Annotated in this window: 23 protein-coding genes; 14 read left to right on the top strand and 9 right to left on the bottom strand. The window is 71.7% G+C overall.

The window, feature by feature from the left end:
• Nucleotides 1–3 precede the first annotated feature (3 nt).
• From JQS43_RS22775 to JQS43_RS22760, 4 genes are read right to left on the bottom strand one after another with little or no spacing between them, the layout of a single operon-like run.
• Nucleotides 4–846 (bottom strand): heme ABC transporter ATP-binding protein, encoded by an 843-nt coding sequence (locus JQS43_RS22775; RefSeq protein WP_239676409.1) that lies wholly within the window; start codon nucleotides 844–846, stop codon nucleotides 4–6.
• Entirely contained in the window at nucleotides 843–1,916 is a 1,074-nt protein-coding gene (locus tag JQS43_RS22770) for a FecCD family ABC transporter permease (RefSeq protein ID WP_239676408.1), read from the bottom strand. The genes JQS43_RS22775 and JQS43_RS22770 overlap by 4 nt, the downstream gene beginning before the upstream one ends.
• The gene (locus tag JQS43_RS22765; RefSeq protein WP_239676407.1) at nucleotides 1,916–2,926 is read right to left on the bottom strand and encodes a heme/hemin ABC transporter substrate-binding protein; all 1,011 of its coding nucleotides are present in this window, start codon (nucleotides 2,924–2,926) and stop codon (nucleotides 1,916–1,918) included. Before JQS43_RS22765 ends, JQS43_RS22770 begins: the two co-directional genes overlap by 1 nt.
• Entirely contained in the window at nucleotides 2,923–3,789 is an 867-nt protein-coding gene (locus JQS43_RS22760; protein ID WP_239676406.1) for a hypothetical protein, read from the bottom strand. The genes JQS43_RS22765 and JQS43_RS22760 overlap by 4 nt, the downstream gene beginning before the upstream one ends.
• Nucleotides 3,790–3,904: 115 nt before the next feature.
• On the opposite strand from JQS43_RS22760, the gene JQS43_RS22755 reads away from it, so the two are divergent.
• From JQS43_RS22755 to JQS43_RS22745, 3 genes are all read left to right on the top strand, one after another.
• Nucleotides 3,905–5,407 (top strand): HtaA domain-containing protein, encoded by a 1,503-nt coding sequence (locus JQS43_RS22755; RefSeq protein WP_239676405.1) that lies wholly within the window; start codon nucleotides 3,905–3,907, stop codon nucleotides 5,405–5,407.
• A 77-nt stretch (nucleotides 5,408–5,484) separates the two neighbouring features.
• Nucleotides 5,485–6,564: a WxL protein peptidoglycan domain-containing protein gene (locus JQS43_RS22750; protein ID WP_239676404.1), complete on the top strand. Its 1,080-nt coding sequence runs from the start codon at nucleotides 5,485–5,487 to the stop codon at nucleotides 6,562–6,564.
• A complete protein-coding gene (locus JQS43_RS22745) occupies nucleotides 6,561–7,409 on the top strand; it encodes a hypothetical protein (RefSeq protein WP_239676403.1) in 849 nt (282 codons plus the stop codon). The genes JQS43_RS22750 and JQS43_RS22745 overlap by 4 nt, the downstream gene beginning before the upstream one ends.
• A 25-nt stretch (nucleotides 7,410–7,434) precedes the next feature.
• Here the strand turns inward: JQS43_RS22745 and JQS43_RS22740 are convergent, their stop codons facing one another.
• From JQS43_RS22740 to JQS43_RS22725, 4 genes are all read right to left on the bottom strand, one after another.
• On the bottom strand, nucleotides 7,435–8,568 hold the full coding sequence (locus JQS43_RS22740) for an ABC transporter permease (RefSeq protein WP_239676402.1): 1,134 nt from the start codon (nucleotides 8,566–8,568) through the stop codon (nucleotides 7,435–7,437).
• Nucleotides 8,565–9,449: an ABC transporter ATP-binding protein gene (locus JQS43_RS22735; protein ID WP_239676401.1), complete on the bottom strand. Its 885-nt coding sequence runs from the start codon at nucleotides 9,447–9,449 to the stop codon at nucleotides 8,565–8,567. The genes JQS43_RS22740 and JQS43_RS22735 overlap by 4 nt, the downstream gene beginning before the upstream one ends.
• Before the next feature lie 185 nt (nucleotides 9,450–9,634).
• On the bottom strand, nucleotides 9,635–10,324 hold the full coding sequence (locus JQS43_RS22730) for a response regulator (RefSeq protein ID WP_239676400.1): 690 nt from the start codon (nucleotides 10,322–10,324) through the stop codon (nucleotides 9,635–9,637).
• On the bottom strand, nucleotides 10,321–11,664 hold the full coding sequence (locus JQS43_RS22725) for a sensor histidine kinase (RefSeq protein WP_239676399.1): 1,344 nt from the start codon (nucleotides 11,662–11,664) through the stop codon (nucleotides 10,321–10,323). The genes JQS43_RS22730 and JQS43_RS22725 overlap by 4 nt, the downstream gene beginning before the upstream one ends.
• A gap of 90 nt (nucleotides 11,665–11,754) precedes the next feature.
• On the opposite strand from JQS43_RS22725, the gene JQS43_RS22720 reads away from it, so the two are divergent.
• The 5 genes from JQS43_RS22720 to JQS43_RS22700 all read left to right on the top strand — a co-directional run bounded on the left by JQS43_RS22720 (nucleotide 11,755) and on the right by JQS43_RS22700 (nucleotide 19,061).
• Nucleotides 11,755–12,684: a GNAT family N-acetyltransferase gene (locus JQS43_RS22720; RefSeq protein WP_239676398.1), complete on the top strand. Its 930-nt coding sequence runs from the start codon at nucleotides 11,755–11,757 to the stop codon at nucleotides 12,682–12,684.
• Nucleotides 12,685–12,773: 89 nt separating this feature from the next.
• Complete coding sequence (gene mfd, locus JQS43_RS22715) at nucleotides 12,774–16,427, top strand: transcription-repair coupling factor (protein ID WP_239676397.1); 3,654 nt, start codon at nucleotides 12,774–12,776, stop codon at nucleotides 16,425–16,427.
• A 59-nt stretch (nucleotides 16,428–16,486) separates the two neighbouring features.
• Nucleotides 16,487–17,278: a hypothetical protein gene (locus tag JQS43_RS22710; protein WP_239676396.1), complete on the top strand. Its 792-nt coding sequence runs from the start codon at nucleotides 16,487–16,489 to the stop codon at nucleotides 17,276–17,278.
• A 2-nt stretch (nucleotides 17,279–17,280) separates the two neighbouring features.
• A complete protein-coding gene (locus tag JQS43_RS22705; RefSeq protein ID WP_239676395.1) occupies nucleotides 17,281–18,057 on the top strand; it encodes a hypothetical protein in 777 nt (258 codons plus the stop codon).
• An 8-nt stretch (nucleotides 18,058–18,065) separates the two neighbouring features.
• Complete coding sequence (locus JQS43_RS22700; RefSeq protein ID WP_239676394.1) at nucleotides 18,066–19,061, top strand: nucleoside triphosphate pyrophosphohydrolase; 996 nt, start codon at nucleotides 18,066–18,068, stop codon at nucleotides 19,059–19,061.
• On the opposite strand, the gene JQS43_RS22695 is transcribed toward JQS43_RS22700, so the two are convergent.
• Nucleotides 19,025–19,795: a class I SAM-dependent methyltransferase gene (locus JQS43_RS22695; protein WP_239676393.1), complete on the bottom strand. Its 771-nt coding sequence runs from the start codon at nucleotides 19,793–19,795 to the stop codon at nucleotides 19,025–19,027. The genes JQS43_RS22700 and JQS43_RS22695 overlap by 37 nt on opposite strands.
• A 172-nt stretch (nucleotides 19,796–19,967) precedes the next feature.
• Between JQS43_RS22695 and JQS43_RS22690 the strand changes: the two genes are divergently transcribed.
• The 6 genes from JQS43_RS22690 to JQS43_RS22665 all read left to right on the top strand — a co-directional run bounded on the left by JQS43_RS22690 (nucleotide 19,968) and on the right by JQS43_RS22665 (nucleotide 24,602).
• Entirely contained in the window at nucleotides 19,968–20,306 is a 339-nt protein-coding gene (locus JQS43_RS22690; protein WP_239676392.1) for a PadR family transcriptional regulator, read from the top strand.
• Nucleotides 20,296–21,444 (top strand): hypothetical protein, encoded by a 1,149-nt coding sequence (locus tag JQS43_RS22685; protein WP_239676391.1) that lies wholly within the window; start codon nucleotides 20,296–20,298, stop codon nucleotides 21,442–21,444. The genes JQS43_RS22690 and JQS43_RS22685 overlap by 11 nt, the downstream gene beginning before the upstream one ends.
• A gap of 136 nt (nucleotides 21,445–21,580) precedes the next feature.
• Complete coding sequence (gene eno / locus JQS43_RS22680; protein ID WP_239676390.1) at nucleotides 21,581–22,864, top strand: phosphopyruvate hydratase; 1,284 nt, start codon at nucleotides 21,581–21,583, stop codon at nucleotides 22,862–22,864.
• 84 nt (nucleotides 22,865–22,948) lie between these two features.
• Nucleotides 22,949–23,563: an FtsB family cell division protein gene (locus JQS43_RS22675; RefSeq protein ID WP_275580958.1), complete on the top strand. Its 615-nt coding sequence runs from the start codon at nucleotides 22,949–22,951 to the stop codon at nucleotides 23,561–23,563.
• Nucleotides 23,560–24,066, top strand: coding sequence for a DUF501 domain-containing protein (locus JQS43_RS22670; RefSeq protein WP_239676388.1), 507 nt, complete (start codon nucleotides 23,560–23,562; stop codon nucleotides 24,064–24,066). The genes JQS43_RS22675 and JQS43_RS22670 overlap by 4 nt, the downstream gene beginning before the upstream one ends.
• On the top strand, nucleotides 24,063–24,602 hold the full coding sequence (locus JQS43_RS22665) for an amino-acid N-acetyltransferase (protein ID WP_239676387.1): 540 nt from the start codon (nucleotides 24,063–24,065) through the stop codon (nucleotides 24,600–24,602). Before JQS43_RS22670 ends, JQS43_RS22665 begins: the two co-directional genes overlap by 4 nt.
• Nucleotides 24,603–24,615 lie beyond the last annotated feature (13 nt).

The following is a 24,615-nucleotide window of genomic DNA, read 5'->3' as shown; positions in this document are numbered from 1 at the left end:
TGGCTAGGTGGCATCGGTGGCGGAAAGCTCATCGGGCAATGGCAGCACCAGTGGTGTCCCGGTACGCGGGTGCCGCAGCACCTCCACCGGGTGTCGCCAGACCGCGCTGAGCAGCGGCGCGGTCAAGACCTCGGGGGGTGGTCCGGCGGCGGCCACCCGGCCGGCGTCGAGCACCACTACGCGGTCGGCGTAGCCGCCGGCGAGCGCCAGGTCGTGCAGGACCACCACGACGGCGACGCCGCCGGCGGCGAGCCGGCGGGCGGTCTGGAGTACGGCCTGCTGGTGCCGGAGGTCCAGGGCGGCGGTCGGCTCGTCCAGCAGCACCACCGGCGTCCGTTGCGCCAGCACCCGGGCGAGCGCGACCCGGGCGCGTTCCCCGCCGGAGAGGGACGGGAACGGGCGGGCGGCCAATTCGGTCACGTCGACCGCAGCCATCGCCGCCGCGACCGCGTCGTCATCCTCGGCCTCAGCGGGGGTGCCGGCCCATGGCGCCCGCCCCATCCGGACCACCGCCGCCACCGGGAACGGGAACGACAGGTGGTGGTGCTGCGGCAGCACAGCCCGCCGCATCGCCTGCTCGATCGGGCGCCAGCTGCGCAGCGGCCGGTCCAGCAGGGTCACCTCGCCGCTGGCGGCGGTGGTCTCGCCAGCGATCACCGAGACCAGTGTGGACTTGCCGGCGCCGTTCGGGCCGAGGAGCGCCACCACCTCGCCGGCGCGGACGGCGAGGTCGATGTCGTGGAGCACCGGCCGGCCGCCGAGCGCCACGCTGACCTGCTCGACGTTGAGCACCACCGTCCCCGGCTCCGGCCACCGGGGCGTCGACCGCCGGCCGGCGCCGATCATGCCCAGCCTCCTGCCCGCGCCCGGGTACGGCGCAGCAGCCAGAAGAAGAACGGCCCGCCCACGAGCGCGGTGAGCACTCCGAGCGGCAGCTCCTGATACGGGATGGCGGTGCGGGCGATGAGGTCGCCGACGACGACCACCAGGGCGCCGCCGAGCGCGCTGGCCGGCACCAGCACCCGGTGGCCGGGGCCGGCGACCATCCGGATCAGGTGCGGCACCACCAGCCCGACAAACCCGATGATGCCGCAGAAGGCGACCGCCGCCGCGGTCAGCAGCGCGGTGACCGCGATCAGCACCAGCCGCATCCGTTCCACGTCGACGCCGAGGTGGCGGGCCGGGCGTTCACCCAACGCCAGCAGGTCGAGCCGTCGGGTGTAAGCCTGCGCCACGGCGAGGCCCACCACCGCACAGATCCCGACGGTCAGCACATTGGGCCAGCTCGCGGCGGCGAGACTGCCCAGATTCCAGAACGCGATCGCCCGTACGCCGTCGGCGTCGGTCAGGAACATCAGCAGCCCGAGGGCGGCACCGGCGACCGCGTTGACCGCGATGCCGGTCAGCACCAGGGTCACCACCTCGGTCCGGCCGCCGCTGCGGGCCAACAGGTAGACCGCGACGGTGGTGACCAGGCCGCCCACGAACGCGGCCGCGGCCACGCCGCCGACCACGGTGGTGCCGGCGACCAGAATGATCGCCGCACCGACCGCCGCCCCCGCCGAAACTCCGACGACGCCGGGTTCGGCGAGCGGGTTGCCGAAGATGCCCTGCATCACCGCGCCGCCGCAGCCGAGACAGGCCCCGACCAGGATGGCGAGGCACACCCGGGGAAACCGGACCTGCCACAGCGCGTTCTCGCCGTGCGGGGCGCTCGGCACCGGCCCGAGGCCGAGGCCGAGCCGGTGCAGCAACGAGCCGACCACTTCGGCGGGGCTGACCGCGACCTGACCGGTGCCGGCGGCGAAGACCGCCGCCACCAGCAGGGTGATCGTCAGGCCCAGCAGCAGGTAGCGGCCGCGCCGGCCGCTGGCGGGTCGCACCGCGGCGGCGGCCGGCGCGGGCCGGGCGGTCATCAGCACGTGCCGTGCACCGCCTCGGCGAGCGCCGCCACCGCTTCCCCGGTGCGGGCGCCGAAGCTGAGCAGGACCCCGTCGGCCATGTCCACGATCCGTTGCTGTTCGCCGGCGGGGGTCTGGGCCACGCCGGGCAGCTCGAGCAGGCCCTCGATGCCGCCGACCGAGTCCAGACCCTCGGACATCACCAGGATCACCTCGGGGCCGGCGTTGATCAGACCTTCGCTGGTCAGTGGCCGGAAACCAGAGATGCCGATCGCGCTGCCGGCGTCCTCGGCCCCGATCGCTTCGATCATCGCGTCCGCACCGGAGTCCTCGCCGGCGAGCAGATACACCCCGGCGGTGCCGCGCAGGTAGAGGAAGGCGACCCGCAGCGGGTCTGCGCCGGTGGGGGCGGTGGCGCGAGCCTCGTCGATCTCCTGCTCCACCCGGGTCACCAGCTCCTCGCCGGCCTCGACCACCCCGAGGGCGGCGGCGATCTCACGAATGTGGAGAGTGACGGCGGGCAGGGTCTGCTCGTCGTCGATCAACACCACCGGGATGCCGCTGCGGCGCAGCTGATCGAGCACCTCGGGCGGGCCGATGCTGGCGTCGGCGAGGACGACGGTCGGGTCCAGCGCCAGCACCCCTTCGGCGGCCAGATCGTGGCCGCCGGGGGTGACCAGCGGCAGCTCGGCCGCGGCCGGGAAGGTGGTGGCGGTGTCGCGACCCACCACCCGGTCGCCCAACCCGAGACTGAAGACGATCTCAGCGATCGAACCATACAGATTGACCGGCAGGATCCGGCTGGCGTCGGTCACCGTGACCTCGGCGCCGTCGGCGGAGGTCACGGTGACCGGCAGGGCTGGGGTCGGCGGTGGCGAGACCGGGGTGATGTCGTCGGAGCCGACGGTGGCGGTGGTCGGCCCACAGTCGTCGGCGGCGTCGGCCGGGTCGGCGGCGGCGCAGCCGGCGGCTCCGAGCATCAGCGCCGCGAGGGTGGCCGCGGTGAGGCTGCGCCGGGGGCTCACGGAGCGGCCCGCCGGCGCCGGATCACCCGATTGGTGACGATGAGTCCGAGGAGTAGGGTGGCAAGGCTCGCGGTCGCCGTCCACCACCAGGTACCGGCGGTGCCGCTGCTGCTGACCCGGGCGATCGAGAGCTCCTCCGGAGCCGGGGTGGCGGCCGCGCTCGGCGCCGGCGCCACGCCACCGGCCGGCTCCGGCTCGGCCGGGTCGCCGTCACCGGATCCGTCGGCACCGTTGGGGTCGCTACCGGAGCCGGCCGGGCTGCCACCGTCGTTGCTGCCGCCATCGCTGGTGCCGGCGCCGGTGTCGCCGCTGCGGCTCCCGTCGGGCTCGCCGCCGCCGCTGCCGGCGAAGCTGACCGGCACCCGGACGTCCTGGGTACGGTCGGCGCCGCGGGTGTGGTCGGCTCGGGTGACCACGGCGCAGCCACCGGCCAGGCAGTCGATGTCGCCGATGGTCGGGGTCAGCCGGAGCGTCACTGAGAACGACCCACCCGAGTCGTACGGGACGGCGAGATCCCCGGCGTACGAGGGCGGATTGTCCGAGATCCAGTGCGATGCTCCGAGCGAGCCGCTGGTGTCCGCGCCCCCGCCGCAGGGGCTCGGGAGCACGCCCGGGCCATTGTCCACGCAGTACGCGACGTAGATGCCCTTGTTGGTGTCGAAGCCGCTGCCCTGCACCGTGACGGTCGCACCACTGCGGTCGATTCCGGTGGTGGTGGAGACGGTTACCTGCTGCCCCTCCGGTCCGGTGCCGGAGCTCTGCGCGGCGGCGGCCGGGCCCGCGGCGGCGCTGCTGGCGACCGGTGCGGCCAGCGCCAACAGCGCACAGGTGGGGAGCAACCGGCGGCGGGCCAGTTCACGCATCGGGGTCCTCCTTGGTCGGTCGCCGGGGTTGACGGCCTCACGAGGTAAGCCTAACCTAAGCTCGTTAGGTAAGGCTAGCCTCACTAGCGGCTTCAATATCCGGAAGGACCGGTGCATGACGACAGGCAGTGCGCGACCACGACGGGCCGGGCTGGCCCGGGCGGCGCGATGGGTGGCGGCAGTCGCGGTGGGCCTGGTGGCCGCCGCCACCGGCGGTGTCGGCGTCGCGGCCGCGGCGGAATCCGACATCGCCGACGGCCATCTCGACTGGGGATTCAAACAGTCGTTCCGGCAGTACGTATCGAACGGCAACGGTAACCCGCCAATCGCGGCTAGCGACGGTGCCGCCGTCAACAGCGACGGCACGTTCCGCTTTCCGGTCACCGGCGGCACCTACGATGACAGTAGCGGCGCCACCACCGTCCACCATGGTGGCACCATCGTCTTCTCTTACCCGGCCCACTTCTTCGAGATCACGATCGCCAACCCGACCGTCGTCATCAGCGGCGGAAACGGAGTCCTGCTCGCCGATGTGGAGCTGGTCACCTCGGGCGGTGGCTTCGAGCCGGTCGACGAGGTCCAGGCCGAGATCGCGGAGCTGGCCACCGCCGGCAGCTCGCCGATCGTCGACGGCGGCGTGGTCCGGTGGGAAGCCCTGGCGGCCACCATGACCGCCAACGGCGCCGAGGCGTTCGCCGGCTTCTACGGGGCGGGGGAGGCGCTCGACCCGGTCTCCTTCGCCTTCAGCACCGACGGCTCGGTGCCCACCGATCCAGAGACCGCGACGGTCACCGTCACCCCGGCCAGCGGCCTCGACCCGGCCGGCGCCACGATCCAGGTCAGTGGCTCCGGCTTCGACCCGACCTCGCCCGGGATCAACCTGGCGTTCGGGCCGGCGACCGGCGACTGGTGGAGCGATTCGTCGCAGTACCTGAGCGCCAAGTGGGTACACCCCGGTGGCAACCCTGGAGGCAACCAGGATCGGCTCAACTCGGACGGCACCTTCAGCACCACGCTCGAGGTCGCCGGAGAGTACACCGATGGCGGTGGCAACCAGGTCGACTGCGTCAGTCAGCAGTGCTATGTGGTCACGATGCGGGCGCACGGCCAGCCCGACCGCAGCCAGGACACCCGGACCCCGATCGAGTTCGCCGGTGGCCCACCCGGCACCGGTGGCAGCGACGAGCAACAGATCACGGTGGACGTGCTCGGCGGGCCGCTCACCCTCTCGGTCGCCGGTGACTCGGTGCAGCTCTCGGACGCGGCGATCGGCGGTACCGCCACTGGCGAGCTGAACCAGGCCGAGGTAGAGGATCTGCGCGGCACCAACGCAGGCTGGAGCCTGGTCGGGCAGGTCGGTGAGTTCACCGGCGACGCCGGCACCTTCCCCGGCAACCAGCTCGGCTGGGCGCCGCAGGCCGACGTGGTGAGCGGACCTGGTCTGGTCGCACCGGGCTCACCGGTCGGCTCCGGGCTCGGCGACGCGCGTACCTTGTGCTCGGCTGGCGCCGGCGCCAGCGCCGGCACCTTCGAATGCGGCGCCGAGCTGAACCTGGGCATCCCCGGTTCGGCCGCTCCCGGCCGCTACACCGCCACGTTGACCCTCACGTTGGCGTGACCGACCGCTCGCCCCGGGGATCACCGGTTGGCAGACCTCTCCCCGGGGCGAGCTCTCTTCCGTCCGAGAGCGACCTCATGCCGTCATCACCCCTCGTCCGCCGAGCACCCCGGATCGCGCTCGCCGCGCTGATCGCGTTGCTGGCCGCGCCGCCCGACCTCACCCCGGCCGCCGCATCGCCGGCTGCCGCAGCGCCGACTGCGGTAGCGCCGGCCGGCGCCGTGCCGGCCAGCCAACAGAGCTTGCCCGACGATCCCGAGATCCGGTGGGCGGTGCAGCCCACCCGCGAGGCCGGGCCGACCGGCCGGAGCTGGTTCACCTACGACCTGGTGCCCGGAGGTGAACTCGTCGACTCCGCGACGATCACCAACTTCAGCAGCACCACATTAGACTTCGAGGTCTACCCTACCGACGCGTACACCACCCCGGACGGCGGTTTCGCGCTGCTGCCGGCGGACGAACCCGCCAGCGGGCTCGCCACCTGGGTCGGCATGGCGCAGGGGCGGTACCGGGTTCCCGCCGGCGAAACGCTGGAGGTGGAGTTCCGGCTCCGAGTCCCGGCGAACGCCACCCCCGGCGACCATGCCGGCGGCATCGTCGCCTCCCTCACTTCCCGCACCAACGACGCCGACGGGCAGCTAGTCGACCTGGATCGTCGGGTGGCCGCCCGGGTGTACGTCCGGGTGGCCGGGCCGGCCGAGCCCGCGGTGCAGGTCGAATCGGTGCAGGTGTCGTACGACAATCCGATCGCGCCCTGGGGAGAGCACCGGATGACCGTCACCTACGTGCTGCGGAACACCGGCAACCTGCGGGTCGGCGGCGATAGCCAGGTGCGGGTAACCGGCCCGTTCCGCTGGCGGTTGGCCACCAGCGGTCAGACCGAGCTGCCCGAACTGCTGCCGGGCAGCACGCTGACGGTCACCGAGACGGTGACCGGGCTCGCGCCCGTGCTCCGGTTGACCGCCGCGATCGAAGTGGACGCGGTCAGCTCGGACGGCCCGATGCCGCAGGTTCGGCGTACCACCGGGGTGTGGGCGATCCCCTGGCTGTTGGTCGCGGTGCTGCTGGTGGGCGGCGCGGTGGTGGCGGTCCGGCGGATCCGTCGCCGTCGGGCGGCGGCCCAGCGACCGGGCGCTGCCGGGCGGCCCTCCTCATGACCCGGCCCTGGCTACGGTGCGGGTGGGCCGGGCTGTTGACGATCGCCACCCTGTGGCCGGGTACGCCCGCCAGCGGAGCCACCACCGTCGAGATTACTGTGGACGACTCGGTGGTCGAGGTGGGGGGCGAGCTGACGGTACGGCTGACCGGGTGGCCCGCCGAACTCGCGATCGTCGAGCTGTGCGGCAACGACGCGGCCCGCGGCGCCGCCGACTGCGCGGTCGGCGCCGGGGTGCAGACCTTTCCGCAACCGGACGGCGCCGCCACGGTACGTCTACCGGTGACCGCGCCGCCGGTCCCGTGCCCCTGCTCGGTCCGGGTCCGCGACGTTGCAGGCACCCGTCTCGCTACGACGGAGGTCGAGGTCACCGGGTTCGCGGCGGAGCCGCCGGAGGAGGTAGAGCCGCCGGGTGAGCTGGCGATCGTCGACCTTTCGGTGAGACCGGAGCGCGGCTGGTCGGCCTGGTTTGGCGGGCCCGTCGACCGGACCATCCTCGTGACGGTTCGGCACGCTGGCGGTGGCCCGGTCGCCGATCCGCCGCTCACCCTGTTGGTCGGACGCGGTGGGCACGCCGACACCATCGCGCCCGCCCCGGATTTGGCCGGCGTCGCGGTCGGGGAGGAGCGCAGCTATGAGGTGCCGGTCGAGCTTCCCGCCCCGGCCCTCGGCCAGTATCTGATCTCCGGTGACCTGGCCGGCGCAACCTTTGCGGTGGAGACCGAGCACTACCCGTGGGGGGTGCCGACGCTGCTCACGGGTCTGCTGCTGGTTGGCGGGGTGGGCACCGCCCGGGCGCTACGTCGGCGCCGAGCGGTTCCCACCCCACCACCTCCCCATCGGTGAGTTCGCCGTCGCACCGCTGCCGGTGCTAGCTACGCTGGGACCAGGCCTGCCGTAGCTTGACCCGGGACCCGGTCCGCAGCAACGAACCAGCGTAGAGCCGGCTCCCGATCAACACCCCGGCGATCATGGTGGCCACCAGACCGAGCATCGAGACGAAAGGCTCCCACGGCTGGGCCTCCCCGGCGAACAGCCGGACCGGCATCGCCACCGCGGCCGAGAATGGCACATAGGACAGGATGGTCATCACCAGGGTGTTCTCGAAGAAGAAGACCACTCCGAAGTAGGGCAGCATGACCACCGCGATGATCGGGGCGGCGGTGCTGCCGAGGTCCTCCTGCCGGCTCACGATCGAGCCAGCCACCGACCACATCGTCGCCAGGAGTACGAAGCCGAGCGCGAAGAACGGCAGGAACCAGCCGAGCGCCGGCGCGAGCAGCGACAGCAGCTGCGACTGGTCGCCGGCGCGGAGACCGATCGGGGCGACCATGGCGAGCAGGGCCAGTTGCGCGAAGACCAGCAACGAGTGACCGATTATCTTGCCGGCCAGGATCGCCCGGATCGGGATCGTCGCGACCAGGATCTCGACGATTCTGGTCTGCTTCTCGGTAACGACGCTCTGGGCGATCGCCATGCCCGAGAAGGAGAACATCATGAACGCCAGGGCGAAGGCGAAGGCGACCAGGAACCGCAACCCGCCGCCCACCTCGTCGGGTTCGAGCAGCTCGACCGGCGGCGACTGGCTCAACCCGGACACTACTGCGGTGGGCGGATCCGCGAGTCCGATCACCAGCGGCCCAGCCGGGCCGTCGATGACCGCCCCGTCCACCTCCCCATCGCGCACCAGCTCCTCGGCGGCGGCCCGGTCGGTGACCGGCTCGACCTCGAAGTCAGTCGCCGCCACCGCCTCGGCCGCTGCCGGACCAGCGACAGCGACGGTGACCCGGTCGTCCCCACCGAAGAGGCCAGGCAGGATCGTCGCCGCCAGCAGGCCCACCACGAAGACGGCGAGGGTTATCCAGAACCCTTTGGTGCGGAGCTGAGTGCTGATTTCTCGTTCGGCGACCAGCCGGGTGGCCGCCCAGGTGGCGTTGGTGCGGGGAGCGTCCGGCCGGTGAGGCTGCGGCTCCCGGGTGATCGTCGGGCTGCCTGCGGAACTCATCGGATGACCTCCCGGAAGATTTCGCTCAATGTGGGCACGATGGGTCGGAAGCTGTGCACCGGCCCCCGCCGCGTCGCCTCCTGCAGGACCACCTGCTCGGCACCGGCGACCGTCACGTCGAACTGCACGGTGGCACCGGCCAACTCCACGACCGTGGTGTGGGGCATGTCCCGAATCCAACCGGCGTCGTCGTCGACGGTGAGTTCGTACCGGGGCGGGCCCTGCCGTTGTTGCAGCTCGGCCCGCGCCCCGGCGGCGGCGATGCGGCCCTCCGCGATAACCACCAGGTTGTCGCAGAGCCGCTCGACCACCTCGAGCTGGTGGCTGGAGAAGAGCACCGGGACACCCGTTCGGGCCCGCTCCCGAAGCACCGAGAGGACCGTCTCCACGGCGAGCGGGTCCAGGCCGGAGAAGGGCTCGTCGAGAATCAGCAGTTCGGGTTCGAAGGCCAGGGCGGCGGCGATCTGTGCTCGTTGCTGATTGCCGAGGGAGAGTTGCTCGACCGGGTCGTCGGCGCGTTCGGTCAGCTCCAGCTGCTCCAGCAGGTCGGCGCAGTTGCGTCGGGCGGTGGGCTGGTCCAGCCCGTGCAACCGGGCCAGATAGACGATCTGCTCGGCGACCTTCATCTTCGGGTAGAGGCCGCGTTCTTCGGGCATGTAACCGAATCGCTGCCGGGTCGTCTGGTCGATCGGGCTGCCCCGCCAACTGACGGTGCCGCTGTCCGCGCCGAGCACCCCCAGGATGATCCGCATCGCCGTGGTCTTGCCGGCGCCGTTGGCGCCGACGAAGCCCGTCATCGTGCCCGCACCCACCTCAAAGGATACATCGTGGAGCACCTGGTGGTCGCCGAAGCTGCGACTCACCGACCGTAGCGCCAACATCCGGCTGGGTCCCTCCCGGTCGTCGTCCGATTGCCCACCCGAGCGTAGGCGGGCAGCTCGGCGGCCGCGTCCGGCGCGGGAATGAACACCGAACTCCTCCGCGCGACGGACCCGCCCTCTAACCGCCGCTGGGGTCTGCCCGGGGACCCCGGTGGGGTCTTCTGGTGGGTGCGGGGAGCCCAAGGTCAGGCGCCGGGGGCGACCACACCGTGCTCGTAGGCGAAGACCACCGCCTGTGCCCGGTCCCGTAGCTCGAGCTTGTGCAGGATTCGCGAGACGTGCGTCTTGACCGTGGTCTCGCCGAGATAGAGCTGTGCGGCGATCTCGGTGTTGGTGGCGCCGCGGGCCAGCAACACCAGCACCTCATGTTCCCGGTCGGTCAAGGCGGGCGGCCGGAAGGTCCCGAGCGCGGGCGTCGGCGCGGTGAACCGGGCCAGCACCCGGCGGGTCACCTCGGGTGAGAGCAGGGCGTCGCCGCGGGCGACCGCGCGAACCGAGGCAATCAAGTCTTCCGGGCCGGCGTTCTTCAGCAGGAATCCGCTGGCTCCGGCCCGCAGCGCCTCGAACAGATAATCCTCGCGGTCGAACGTGGTCACCATCACCACCTTGGGGGGATCCAGGTCGGTTGGTTCGGAAGCCAGGATCTGGCGGGTTGCGCTCAACCCGTCCAGATCCGGCATCTGGACATCCATCAGCACCACATCCGGGCGGCCGGCAGCGGTCATGGTGATCGCTTCCGCGCCGGTCGCCGCTTCGCCGGTGACCTCGATGTCGGGTTCGGACTCGAGGATCATCCGGAATCCGCTGCGGACCAGCTGTTGGTCATCGACGATGAGGACCCGCAGCGGTGGGGACGGCTCTGCCGGGTTGGTCATGCCGACTCCGCCTGGCCGGCGTCCGCGGGCAGCGGGAACCGGGCACGCACCTGGAAACCACCCTGCCGGCGGGGCCCGGCCGCCAATTCCCCGTTATGGACAGACATTCGCTCCCGCATTCCCACCAGTCCCAGCCCGCTGCCGTTCGAACCCGGCCCGCCGGCCGGCGAGGTGCCCCGGCCGTCATCGCTGACCTCCACCTCCAAGCTCTGCGCGAGATACCGTACCCGGAGGTCGACGTGGGTCGCCCCGGCATGCTTGATGGTGTTGGTGAGCGCCTCCTGCGCCACCCGGTACGCCGAGAGTCCGATCGCCTCGGGGATCGGCACCGGCGGGCCGACCGTGCGGTAGGAGACCTGTAGCCCGGTGGCGCGGGCCTGGTCGGCGAGCTCGGACAGCTGGTCCAGCCGGGGCACGACGGCGAGCGGCATCGCGCTCTCCCGGTCGGCGCCGGAAGCGGCGGCGGCCGCGTCGGACCCGTCGCGGTCGGGCGGCCCAGGCTCGGAACGGAGGACTCCGAGCAGCTCCTGCAGCTCCCGTACGGCGGTCCGGGCGGTCTGCTCGACGGAGCGCAGCGCGGTGCTCGCGGCCTGCTGGTCGCGGTCGAAGACGCGGCGGGCGGCGGCGGCCTGAATCCCCATCACCGAGACGTGGTGGGCGACCACGTCGTGCAGGTCGCGGGCGATCCGCAGCCGCTCCGCGACGACCGCCTGCCGCGCGTTCTCGGCCTGCGAACGCCGCAGCTCCTCCTGCCCGGCCAGCAGCTCGTGCCGTCGCCGGGCGGACTCCCAGGCGATGTTGCCGAAGTAGTAGGCGGCGCCGAAGTACAGCGCGTTGAGGGCGACGCTGTAGAGCGCGGCGGCGAGCAGCGGATCCAGCGGGCCGGCCCCACCCGCCTCGGCGCCGACGGTCAGCGCCGCGATCAGCAAGCCGTAGCCGAGCCAGCCGAACATGGCGACGATGACCCCGATCCGGACCAGCCTGCCCTGCCGCCGGTCGTTACCCCAGGCGCCGAGCGTGTAGAGCGCCACGAACAGGATCGCCGAGTGCACCAGCCCGTCGTCGGCCTGCCGGGCCTGGGCAGCGATGAAGAGCACCGCGACCGCCAGCAGCACCGTGGTGGGGAAGCGGCGGCGTACCGCCAGCGGCACCGCGAGCAGCACACTCCAGAGCAACTGCTCAGGCAAGCTCGCGGGGTCCGGGAAGGCGGTCACCCCCATGCTGGTCGTCAGTACCGAGCTCGCCGCCGCCAACGCGGCCGCCGCCGCGGCCAGCCAGAGGTCGCGGTGCTGCTGGGTGGGGGTGGGGCCGGGGCGTTGCCACCACAGCGGGACTGCCATCTGGCCACCGTAGCCCTGCGCCGACCGCTACCTGGAAGTAACCAGTTGGACCGGCTGCTGTGGCCGGGGTCGGACCGGTAGCCTCGCGGGATGCGGGAGCCAACCTGTGTCGGGGCCTTCGTGCGAGACGACCACAACCGCGTCTTCGCGCAGCGGCGCAGCGCCGACCGGCGGCTGCTACCTGGCCTTTGGGACATCGTCGGCGGGCACGTGGAGGCCGGCGAGGCGCCCGAGGAGGCGTTGGCGCGTGAGATCGAGGAGGAGACCGGCTGGAAGCTGCGCCGGATCGAGACCGTCCTCGCCGAGTGGGAGTGGGAGCACGACGGGGTGGTCCGTTACGAACGGGACTATCTGGTCGAGGTAGATGGAGACCTCGCCGCCCCCCGGTTGGAGGCGGGCAAACACGACGCGTACGCCTGGATCGGGCTGGACAATCTTGACCTGATGATGGCGGGGCGCACCGACGGCGACCGGCGACTGCGGGATCTGGTGGCGAAGGCCGCGCGGACCCGGTTGACCGAACGGCTGCGGCTGGAGCCGGTCGGCCCCGAGCATGTGCGGGATCTCTTCCTGCTGCACCAGGACGATCGGGTAGCAGCGTGGCACGGCCGCCGGCTCACCGCTGAATCCGCCCGCCGGTGGGCGGTACGCGGCCAGCGTGGCTGGGACCAGGAAGGCGTCGACAAATGGATGGCGTACGACCGGCAGACCGGTGAGCTGATCGGGCGCAGCGGGCTGAACCGCACCGAGCTCGACGGGCAGTCCCGGCTGGAGATCAGCTGGACGGTCCGTTCGGACCGGTGGGGCAACGGCTACGCCACCGAGATGGGGCGGGCCGGGGTCGAGTTCGCCTTCGAGGAGCTGGGCGACACCGCGGTGATCGCGGTAACCGACCCGCACAACCTGCGCTCCCGGGCGGTCATGGAACGGATCGGGATGAGCTTCGTCCGGGAGATCACCCGCGACGGCACCCGTTCGACGCTGTACGCGATCGCAAAGCCCGGGCCGGGGCAGCGCTAGGCTGGACAGTGCCGGCCCCGCCCCGCATCTGGTGTGGGGGCGTTCCCTGTGCCCACGCTCGCCACCGCGTACCCGGAGGGCTGACCCAGATGACGCTCGTAGGTCTCCAAGCTGCCGCGCTGCCTACGCTCTCCCGGCTGCGGGAAGTCGCCGCCGACCCCGCCGCCGACCCGCTGGACCTCACCGGCCCATCCGCGCTGCGCCCACTGGTCACCGCCGCGGCGGCCGCCAGCGTCGACCGGGGTGGGGCCGGCCGGCCGGTGCTGGTGGTGACCGCCACCTCCCGGGAAGCTGAGGAGCTCGGCGCGGCGGTGGCGGAGCTGATCCCGGGCGACCAGGTGGAGGTCTATCCGGCGTGGGAGACGCTGCCGCATGAGCGGCTCTCACCCCGCAGCGACACCGTGGGGCGCCGGCTGGCGGTGCTGCGCCGGCTCGCCCACCCGGGCGACCAGCCGGTACGGGTGGTGGTGGCGCCGGTCCGGTCGGTGCTGCAGCCGCAGGTGAAGGGGCTCGGCGAGCTAGTGCCGGTGACGCTGCGGCCGGGCGACACCGTCGAGCTGTCGGAATTGGCGCAGCGACTCACCGACCTGGCGTACGCCCGGGTCGACCTGGTCACCAAGCGCGGCGAGTACGCCGTACGGGGCGGCATCCTCGACATCTTCCCGCCGACCGCGGAGCATCCACTGCGGGTGGAGCTGTGGGGCGACGAGGTGGACGAGATCCGCAGCTTCGCCGTCGCCGACCAGCGGACCCTGGAGACCGAATCCGAACTGACCGCGCCGCCGTGCCGGGAGCTGCTGCTCACCCCGGAGGTGCGGGCTCGTGCCGCAGCGCTGGCGCAGCAGCAGCCGGCGCTGGCCGAGATCTGCGAACGGCTCGCCGAGGGGATCCCGGTGGAGGGGATGGAGTCGTTGGCCCCGGCGCTGCTCGCGCCGGCCGGCGACGGCGACGGGGGCGGGCTGGAGCTGTTGCTGCACACGCTGCCCCGGCAGACGCTGGTGCTGTTGTGCGACCCGGAGCGGATCCGCACCCGGGCCCATGACCTGGTCCGGACCAGCGAGGAGTTCCGGGAGGCGAGCTGGGCGGCGGCGGCGACCGGCGGCACCGCCCCGATCGATCTGGGGGAGGTGGCGTTCCGGTCGCTGGCGCAGGTCCGGGCCGTCGCTGGGGAGCTGGGTTTCAGCTGGTGGACGATGGCGCCGTTCGGCATCGTCGAGGAGGGGGAGGAGACATCGCCGACCCTTGGCGACGTCAGCGAGTTGGGGGAGAGCCTGCGGCTGCCGGCCGAGTCGGTGCCGCTCTACCACGGTGACACCGCCCGACTGATCCAGGACGTCAAGGGGTGGCTGGCCGACGGGGCCGCGGTGGCGTTGGTCTTCGCCGGGCACGGGCCGGCGCAGCGGGCGGGGGAGGTGCTCCGCGACGCCGGCTTCGGGGTGCAGCTGGTCGATTCGCTCGAACAGCCGCCGACGCCCGGTGCGGTCACGATCACCACTGCTGCGCTCAGCGTCGGCTTCGCGCTGACCGGCCCGCCGCCGCTGGTGGTGCTCACCGGCGACGACATCACCAGCGGCCGGGGTGGGGCGGGCGGCGGTCAGCTGCGCCGGATGCCGACCCGGCGCCGCAAGACCATCGACCCGCTGGAGCTGCGCGCCGGTGACCTGGTGGTGCATGAACAGCACGGCATCGGCCGCTATGTGGAGTTGGTGCAGCGGGCGGTCAACGGGGCCCAGCGCGAATATGTCGTGATCGCGTACGCGGCGGGCAAGCGGGGGCAGCCGGAGGACCGGTTGTTCGTCCCCACCGACGCACTTGATCAGCTGTCCCGTTACGTCGGGGGCGAGAACCCGGCGCTGCACAAGCTGGGCGGGTCGGAGTGGCAGAAGGCGAAGGCCCGGGCCCGCAAGGCGGTCCGGGAGATCGCTGCCCAACTGATCCAGCTGTACGCGGCCCGGAAGGCGAGCAAGGGGCACGCGTTCGGGCCGGACACGCCGTGGCAGCGGGAGCTGGAGGACGCGTTCCCGTGGGTGGAGACGCCGGACCAGCTCTCGGCGATCGACGAGGTGAAGGCCGACATGCGGCAGTCGACGCCGATGGACCGGCTGATCTGCGGCGACGTCGGCTTCGGCAAGACCGAGATCGCCGTCCGGGCGGCGTTCAAGGCGGTGCAGGACGGCAAACAGGTGGCGGTGCTGGTGCCCACCACGCTGCTGGCGCAGCAGCACTTCAACACCTTCACCGAACGGATGAGCCAGTTCCCGGTGGAGCTGCGGCAGCTGTCGCGGTTCGCGACCACCGCCGAGACCAACCAGACTTTGACCAAGCTCGCCGAGGGCGGCGTCGACATCGTGGTCGGCACCCACCGGCTGCTGCAGCCGAGCACCCGGTTCAAGCAGCTCGGCCTGGTCATCGTCGACGAAGAGCAGCGGTTCGGGGTGGAGCACAAAGAATATCTGAAATCGCTTCGTGCCACTGTGGACGTGCTGACGCTCTCGGCCACGCCGATTCCGCGTACCTTGGAGATGGCGGTCACCGGGATCCGCGAAATGTCGACGATCGCCACCCCACCGGAGGAGCGGCATCCGGTCCTCACCTATGTCGGAGCATACAAAGAGAAGCAGGTCGCCGCCGCGATCCATCGTGAGCTGCTCCGCGACGGCCAGGTCTTCTACGTGCACAACCGGGTGGAGTCGATCGAGAAGGCCGCGCGCAAGCTGCGGGAGCTGGTGCCCGAGGCGCGGATCGCGGTGGCGCACGGGCAGATGGGCGAGGCCACCCTGGAGAAGGTGATGGTCGGCTTCTGGCAGCGCGAGTACGACGTGCTGGTCTGCACCACCATCGTCGAGTCCGGTCTGGACATCCCGAACGCCAACACGCTGATCGTGGAGCGGGCGGACCTGCTCGGGCTCTCGCAGCTGCACCAGATCCGGGGGCGGGTCGGCCGGGGCCGCGAGCGGGCCTACTCGTACTTCCTGTTCCCGCCGGAGAAGCCGCTCACCGAGCAGGCACACGAACGGCTCGCGACCATCGCCCAGCACACCGAACTCGGCGCCGGGATGTATGTGGCGATGAAGGACCTGGAGATTCGCGGCGCCGGGAACCTACTCGGCGGTGAGCAATCCGGCCACATCGAAGGTGTGGGTTTCGACCTCTACGTCCGGATGGTCGGCGAAGCGGTGCAGCGGTTCAAGGGCGAAGAGACCGGCGAAGAGGAGCCCGCCGCCGAGGTCAAGATCGACCTGCCGGTCGACGCGCACCTGCCGCACGAGTACATCGGGGTGGAGCGGCTGCGGCTGGAGGCATACCGCAAGCTCGCCACCGCTGCCACCGCCGACGAGCTGACCGAGGTCGTCGCCGAGCTGGACGACCGGTACGGCACCCCGCCGGAGCCGGTGGCGAACCTGGTGGCGGTAGCGCGGTTCCGGTTGCTCGCCCGCGCCTACGGGCTGACCGAGGTGTCCCTGCAAGGGCGGCACATCCGGTTCGCGCCGCTGACCCTGCCCGACTCCAAGCAGCTGCGGCTCAAGCGGTACCACCCGGACGCGGTCTACAAGCCGGCGGTGGCGACGGTGTCGCTGCCCCGACCGGCCACCAAACGGGTCGGTGGGCAGCCGCTGCGCGACACCGCCCTGCTCGACTGGTGCGCGGAGCTGCTCACCACCGTGCTCGGGGAGCCGCCGGCGGGCGCCGCCGCTGGCGGCGCCGCCGCGCCACCCGCACCGAGCGCACCCGCCCGAACATGAGAGAGTCACCTCGTACTGACCCCTCGCCGCTGATCCCCTCAACCCTGGAGGCCCGAGTCATGAAGCCCCGCCGGCTCGCCACCCTCGCGGTCGTCGGCGCACTGCTCGCCGGTGCCCTCACCGCCTGCCGCGCCGACCCGTCGGTGGCCGCCTACGTCGACGGCGCCCAGATCACCGAGGCGGAGGTGGACGAGGCGGTGGGTGAGATCGCCGACCTGCTCTCGGCGGACCTGGACCAGGGCCTGGCGCAGTTCCAGGAGATGTTGGACCAGCAGGTGGCGCAGGATGACGAGTTCGACACCGCCGACGCCGAGTCGCAGTACCAGGAGTACGCCTCGGAACAACAGGGCCAGCTCGCCGAGCAGATGCAGGCGCTGCGCACCTGGGTGGTGGAGATGCGGGTGCTGACCGAGGCGGCCAACCAGTACGCCGACGAGCTGGAGATCACCATCCCGGCCGGCGATCCGGCCGGGATGGCTCAGGAACTCGGACTGCCCGCCGACTTCGCATTTGTCGCGGTGGTCGCCGACTACGACGCGGTGAGGTCGCAGCTGCAGGGGACGCTCGAGCCGGCGGAGCCGACCGAGGCCGACAAGCGCGAGGTCTACGACAACCTGGTCGCCGAGGGGCACACCCAGGAGCCGTACGAGTCGGTCCAACAGGTGCTCACCGCCGAGGTGCTCGCCGAGCCGGTCGCCATGCGTAATCTCTTCGAGGAGATCGTCAACGGCGTCGAGATCACCCTGAACCCGCGCTACGACCTGCAGTTCCGGATTGAGGTGCAGCTGTTCGGGGTGGAGTCCTGGCTGACCGTGTCGCTGGGCGACCCGGCGGTCGCGGAGGTGAGCTGACGATGCGTACCCCTGGATGGTTAGGCCGGCTGCGCCGCCCGATGGCGGCGGTGGCCGCCGCCGCACTACTCGGTGCCGCCGCCACCGGCTGCACCAGTGACGACGACTGGGAGGACGACGACGTCGTCGCCTACGTCGCCGACGAGGCGATCACCGAGGCCGCGGTCGACGAGGTCGCCGAGGCGCTGCGGGCAGAGCTGGGCGACGAGGTGGAGCGGGAGATCGACCTGCTCACCGAGGACGGCGACATGTCGGAGGAGGAGCTCGCCGCGCACGCCGAGCGCCGCCGCGGCGAGCTCGACGCGCAGGTGGCCCAGGCCCGCACCCGGGTGCTGGAGATGCGGATCCTCACCGAGGCGGCCGGCGCGTACGCCGAGGCCGAAGGGCTGACCCGACCGGCGCCGCAGCTCGAACAACACGCCTACGAGCTGGGGCTCTCGGAAGAGAACGCGTACGTGCAGGTCGTGGGCGAGTTCTACGCCGTGCTGGGGATGATGCAGGCGACGGTGACCCCGGCGGAGCCCAGCGAGGACGATCAACGCGAGGTCTACGACGGGCTGGTCGAGCGGGGGCTGACCTCGGCGCCGTTCGAGGAGGCCCAGGAGGTGCTCACCGCCGAGCTGATGGGGCAGCAGGTGGCCATGCGTGACCTGCTGCGGGAGGCGTTGGAGCGGGCGGAGACCAGGGTTCGGCCCGACCACGACCTGGTCTACCAACTTCCGGTGACCGTGGGCAGCGGCGAGGCGTACCTGGCGCTGCCGTTGGATACCGCAGACTGAGCGTCGATATGGCTGCCCGGATCGTCCTGCTCGTGACCTCGCCGCGACTGCCGGTCGGGCTGTTGACCGCGACCGCCTGGGACCTGCTGCGCACGCATCCGGTGCTCACCGGAGCCGACCCGGCGTGGGTGTCGGCGTTGCGTGAGGCCGGGGTTCGGCTGTTGCCCAGTCCGGAGCCGGCGGCCGGCACCGACGCGGCGGTCGCCGCCCTGCTCACCGCCGCCGCCGACCAGCAGGTGGTGGTGTGGTTCGCCGGGCCGACCGGCGACCCGGACCTCGCCCGGCAGCTCGGGATCCGGCTCGCCCGCGAGCCCGGGGTGGCGGAGCTGGAGCTGGTCTACGGCTCGTGGGATCCGGCGGGTGCCCGGCTACTCGACGCCGTATCGGTGATCGACCGGCTTGCCTCGCCCGGCGGTGATCCGTGGAAGCAGCAGCAGACCCACGAGTCGCTCGCACAATATCTGCTGGAGGAGTGTTACGAGGCGTACGACGCGATCGAGGCCGGTGACCTGACCGCGCTGCGGGAAGAGCTCGGCGACCTGCTGCTGCAGGTGGTGCTGCACGCCCGGATGGCCGAGCAGCTGCCCGAGGAGCAGCGCTGGTCGGTCGATGACGTCGCCGCCGACCTGGTCGCCAAGATGATCCGCCGCAACCCGCACGTCTTCGCCGGGCAGGAGGTGGCCGACGTAGCGGAGATCATCGACAACTGGGAGCGGATCAAGAAGGCCGAGAAGCAGGGCGGCTCGGCGCTGGCCGGGGTGGCGATGTCGCAGCCGGCGCTGGCGCTGGCAGCGAAGCTGCTGACCCGGGCCGACCGCGCCGGATTGCCGGTCGCGCCACCGTCGGCCCCGGTGGGCTGGCAGGTCACCGACCCGGAGCGGCTAGGTGAGTCGCTGCTCGGGGTGGTGGCAGCTGCCCGGGCCGCCGGCGTGGATGCCGAGGCGGCGTTGCGCCGCGCCGCGCTCGCCTACGCCGACCGGGTGCGGGCGGCCGAAGCGGGATAGCGCAGCACCAGCAGGCTCAGCTCTACCGGAGCCCGGCGGGCGGGCGCTGCCCGCAGCGCCGCCACCCCGGTGGCGATCTCGGCATCGGTGAGCGCGGTCAGGATCGTGTCGGCGTGGCGCATCTGCTCCACCCAGTCCGCCCACTGGGCAAAGTTGTACTCACCTTCGGTGACCGCGCCGAGGTGGCTGAGCTCCCATCCGTGCGGCTCGCAGACCTCAATTAGTCGGTCGAGATCGGGGAAGCGGGCGAGCGCCTTGGAATGGCCGGGGAAGGCGCCGGCCCAGGTGACCCGGGTGTGCCCGGGGAGGAAGGTGCGGATCAACAGCCGGCCGTCTGGCCGCAGCGCGCGGACGCACTCCGCGATCGCCCGAGGTAGATCGACGAAATGGTGCAGGGCGGTGGAGATCCACACCACGTCGAAGGCGCCGGACCTGACCGGTAGCCGCTCAGCCACCGCGCGGAGGTAGCGGACCGACTCCGGGCCCGCGCGGATCATGGCCTGATTCGGCTCCACCGCGACCACCGAGCTCCCGGGCCGCCAGCGGGGCCAGGCGGTGGCGAAGAACCCGGTGCCGGCGCCGACGTCCAGCACCCGTAGCGGGCCATCGGGAAGATGCGCCAGCACCGCGTCCCGCCAGCGGTGCAGCGCCGCCGGGCTGAGTTGGCGGCCGTGTCGGTAACGGTCGGCGACATTGTCGTAGTCGACGAACCGAGAAAGTCTCGGGTCCCCCATCTGGTGGACCCTATCGATATCCGCCGACGAGCACACCCGGTAACTCGGTCACTTTTCTGCGTTGATCATGGGGTTTGGGGGCCCGAAAGCCGCCGATCATGGACCCTAGGTCCATGATCGGCGGGAGGGGTTGCGGTTGCGGTACTACGTATAGCGCAGTAGTGTGTGGTGTGTGGATGTGACCCAGCTACTCAAGGGAGTGCTGGACCTTGCGGTGCTCGCGGTGTTGGACAAACGAGACGGTTACGGCTACGACGTGCTGCACCGGCTCCGCGACGCCGGCCTGACCGAGCTCGGCGACGCCTCCGTCTATGGCACGCTCCGTCGACTTTTTCAGGCCGGCTACCTGAGCACCTATGTGGTGCCCTCGGAGTCCGGCCCGCATCGGAAGTACTACGCACTCACTGAGGCCGGTCGGGCGCAACTGAACCGCTCAGCCAAGACCTGGCGCACGTTCACCACGACCATGGACGATCTGATCGCCGAAGGCGAGGTGGGGCATGACGGCTAACAGCGGAGCGGCCGGCCGCGGCGCCCGAGCCGACGAAGTCAACGAGTACGTCGCGGAAGTTCGGGCGGCCCTGGCCGACCTCGCCCCTGCCGAGCAGGAGGCGCTGCTGGAAGACCTGCCCGGGCACCTGGTGGAGGTGGCCGCCGAGGATCCGACTCCGTTGCGGACCCGGCTCGGTCCGCCCGAGGCGTACGCGGCGGAGCTGCGCACCGCCGCCGCGGAGGGTGCGGTCGACGATGGCGGCGACCCCCGGCAACGGCTGCGGGAAGGTCTTCGCCGGCTGCGGGAGCGGTCGAGCCGGTTGGACGCCCGGGTCGGGCCGCTGCTCGGCTACCCGCGGGTCAGCGAGTTCGGCCGGCTGCTGGTGCCGGCGTGGTGGCTGCTCCGCGGCTACCTCGCTGCCATGATCGTGGTCAACCTGCTCGATCAGCGGGGGGAGCTCGGCCTGCTCCCCCGGCTGGGCGGCAGCACCCTCGCCGGGTGGGTGATCCTCGCGGTCTTCGTGGCCGGTTCGGTGTGGCTGGGCCGCCGTACCCCGCAGCTGCGAGAGTGGCCCCGCCGGACAGTCTTCGTCGGCTCGGCATTCGTGGCATTGATCGGGCTTGTGCACGTCGCGGGGCTCGACTCCGACCGGCGGCATCAGGCGCCGCCGGTGCACCACGCCGGGGGCGGCAATCACGACCCGCTCCGGGAGGTCGTCGATGTCTACGCGCTCGACTCCGAGGGGCGGCTGCTGACCGAGGTCACGCTCCTTGACCAGCACGGCAACCCGATCAATCTGGGTTGGGACCATTGCCGGTCGGTGACCGATCCGACCACCGGCGCGCGCACCGACTCGGAGCCGAGGGTGACCTACCGGCCGGACGGGTCCGCGATTTTCACCTACCCGCTGTGCCCGGCGCAACTGCCGTGGTGGCTGGACCCGCAGGGTGCCCCCGCCGCGGTCCCGACCCCGACCCCGACCCCGACCTCGGGTCCGGCCCCTTCGTCGAACCCTAGCGTTGAGCCTTCGGCCAGCCCTACCTCCACGCCCAGCCCTGATTCTTCGGCCAGCCCGGACCTGGAGTCGGCCCCCGCAGCCACCGTTTCGCCGACGCCCACGCCGAGCGCTGCCCCCACCGCAACTGCCGGGGGATGAGCCGGATCACTCGTCGCCGAGGGCCGGGTCACGCCACCGGCCCTCGGCGACACCGGTAGGCTCTGCTGCGGACCAGGGTGGCCGCGACGGGGCGGCCTGCCACCCAACTGAGCGGGCAGACAGGAGCGAGCCGACTGTGGCCACTATCGAAGGAATCGTCGCCAGGGAGATCCTCGACTCTCGCGGTAACCCGACCATCGAGGTCACGGTCGGGCTCGATGACGGGACGGTCGCCCACGCCGCCGTCCCCTCCGGCGCCTCGACCGGCGCCTTCGAGGCGGTCGAGCTGCGCGACAACGACCCCGACCGGTACGCCGGCAAGGGCGTCGAGCAGGCCGTCGCCAATGTGGATGAGCGGATCGCCGAGGAGCTGGTCGGCTACGAGGCGAGCGAGCAGCGGCTGATCGACCAGCGGATGCTCGATCTTGACGGCACACCGGACAAGTCCGAGCTCGGCGCTAACGCGGTGCTCGGGGTGTCGTTGGCGGTGGCGAAGGCGGCCGCCAGCTCGGCCGGGCTGAGCCTGTTCCGGTACCTCGGCGGGCCCAACGCGCACCTGCTGCCGGTGCCGATGATGAACATTCTCAACGGTGGCGCCCACGCCGACTCCAACGTCGACATCCAGGAGTTCATGATCGCCCCGATCGGGGCGCCCACCTTCCGGGAGGCGCTCCGGGCCGGCGCCGAGGTCTACCACTCGCTCAAATCGGTGCTGCGTAAGCGCGGACTCGGCACCGGCCTCGGTGACGAGGGCGGCTTCGCCCCCGACCTGCCGAGCAACGAGGTTGCGCTGGAGCTGATCGCCGAAGCGGTGGGGCAGACCGGCTATGCCCTGGGCAGCGACATTGTGCTCGCCCTCGACGTCGCCGCCACCGAGCTCTACCAGGACGGCTCCTACGTGCTGGAGGGCAAGCCCCGCACCGCGGAGGAGATGACCAATTACTACGCCAAGCTCTGCCAGGACTACCCGATCGTCTCGATCGAGGACCCGCTGGCCGAGGACGACTGGGCGGGTTGGTCCACGGTGACCGGCCAGCTCGGTGACCGGGTGCAGATCGTCGGCGATGACCTCTTCGTCACCAACCCGGAGCGGATCCGGCGCGGAATCGCCGAACGCGCCGCCAACGCCCTGCTGGTCAAGGTTAACCAGATCGGCTCGTTGACCGAGACCTTCGAAGCGGTCGATCTCACCCACCGCGCCGGCATGAAGTGCATGATGAGCCACCGCTCCGGCGAGACCGAGGACACCACCATCGCCGACTTGGCGGTCGCCACCGGCTGCGGGCAGATCAAGACCGGTGCCCCGGCCCGGTCAGAGCGGGTGGCGAAGTTCAACCAGCTGCTGCGGATCGAGGAGGAGCTGGACGACGCCGCGCGGTACGCGGGCGCCGACGCGTTCCCCCGGTACCGTAACGACTGAGCGTCGTCTTAGCGACCAACTGCCGTCGTACGATCGGCGTCGAGCCGGGCACCTGCTGGCCGGCGGCTTGGGGAGGAGGTGGCGATGCGGGATCGGTCGACCCGACCGGGTAACGCCCGGCGTCGGCCAGGCGCCGCTGCGCCGACCCCCGCCGCCGGTCGGCCGGGCGCCCGGCCGACCTCGTCCCGGCGCCCCAACGCCCGCGGGCCGGGCGGCACCACCCGCACCTCCGCCCCGCGGCCCCGGGGCCGGTTCACCGCCCGGGCGGTCGTGCTCGGTTTCGTGTTGGCGGCGCTGGGTCTGAGCTATGTCTTCCCGCTGCGCGTCTACCTCGCCCAGCAGGCAGAGATCGCCGAGCTGCGGGCGGCGCAGGAGCAGCAGCGCAGCCACGTCGCCGACCTTGAGGCGGAGGCGGCCCTGTGGTCCGACGACGACTACATCCGGATCCAGGCCCGGCGCCGGCTCTACTTCGGCGAACCGGGAGAACAGCTGCTGATCGTGCCCGAAGAGGATCAGCCGCCGCCGGAGACCGGGTTCGACCCGGACGATGTGCCGGCGCCACCCGAGATCTGGTGGGACACGCTGTGGCTGAGCATCCAGAGCGCCAGTGAGGGCCCTGCCGAGCCAGAGCCACCCGCCCCCGGCGATGATGCCGATCCGGCCGACCCGTCGTTGCCGGAGCCGGAGGAGAGCCCGTGAACGAGTCGGTCGACCCGGCCGACCTGGCCGCGGTCGAGGCGCAGCTGGGTCGGCCACCGCGGGGCACCCGGGCGGTGGCGCACCGGTGTCCCTGCGGGCTGCCGGACGTGGTCGAGACCACGCCTCGGCTGGCCGACGGCACCCCGTTCCCGACCCTCTACTACCTCACCTGCCCCCGGGCCTCGGCGGCCTGTGGCCGGTTGGAGGCGAGCGGGGTGATGAAAGAGATGACCGCCCGGCTGGCCGAGGATCCTGGCCTGGCGGCGGCCTACCAGGCCGCGCACCGCAGCTACCTCGTCGCCCGGGAGGCGATCGAGCCGGTGCCGGAGCTCACCGGGGTCTCCGCCGGCGGGATGCCGGGCCGGGTGAAGTGCCTACACGCGCTGCTGGGTCACGCACTTGCCGCCGGCCCTGGCGTCAATCCGATCGGCGATGAGGTGCGGGCCGCGGTGGAGCCCTGGTGGACCGGCGGTCCGTGCGTCCCCCGGGAGGATCGGGAGTGAGCGGCGCCGCTGACCCAGCGGAGATCGAGGTTCGTCGGGCCCGGGCGGCCGATGTCCGGGGCATCCGCTGCCTCGTCGACACGTACAGCATGGACCGGCGACTGTTGAGCAAGGCCACCGTCACGTTGTACGAGGATGTGCAGGAGTTCTGGGTGGCGACTGCCGGTCCTACCGGCCCGGTGGTCGGCTGCGGCGCGCTTCACGTGATGTGGGAGGACCTCGGCGAGGTGCGCACGGTGGCGGTCGATCCGGCGTACCGGGGTCGCAACATCGGTGGCCGGATCGTGGCCGAGCTGCTGGCGCAGGCACGCCGGTTGGGGCTGGAGCGGGTCTTCGTGCTCACCTTTGAGCGGGGCTTCTTCGCCCGGTTCGGGTTCGCCGAGGTCGACGGGGCGCCGGTGCCGCCGGAGGTCTACGAGCAGCTACTCCGCTCGTACGACGAAGGGGTGGCCGAGTTTCTGGAGTTGGACCGGGTCAAGCCGAACATCCTGGGCAATACCCGGATGTTGCTCCACCTGCCAGCCCACCCCGACTAGCCTTAATCCAACT

Source organism: Natronosporangium hydrolyticum (assembly GCF_016925615.1).
Classification (GTDB): domain Bacteria; phylum Actinomycetota; class Actinomycetes; order Mycobacteriales; family Micromonosporaceae; genus Natronosporangium; species Natronosporangium hydrolyticum.
Note: the sequence above shows the minus strand (reverse complement) of the source record. Positions and strands in the feature narration are given on the sequence as shown.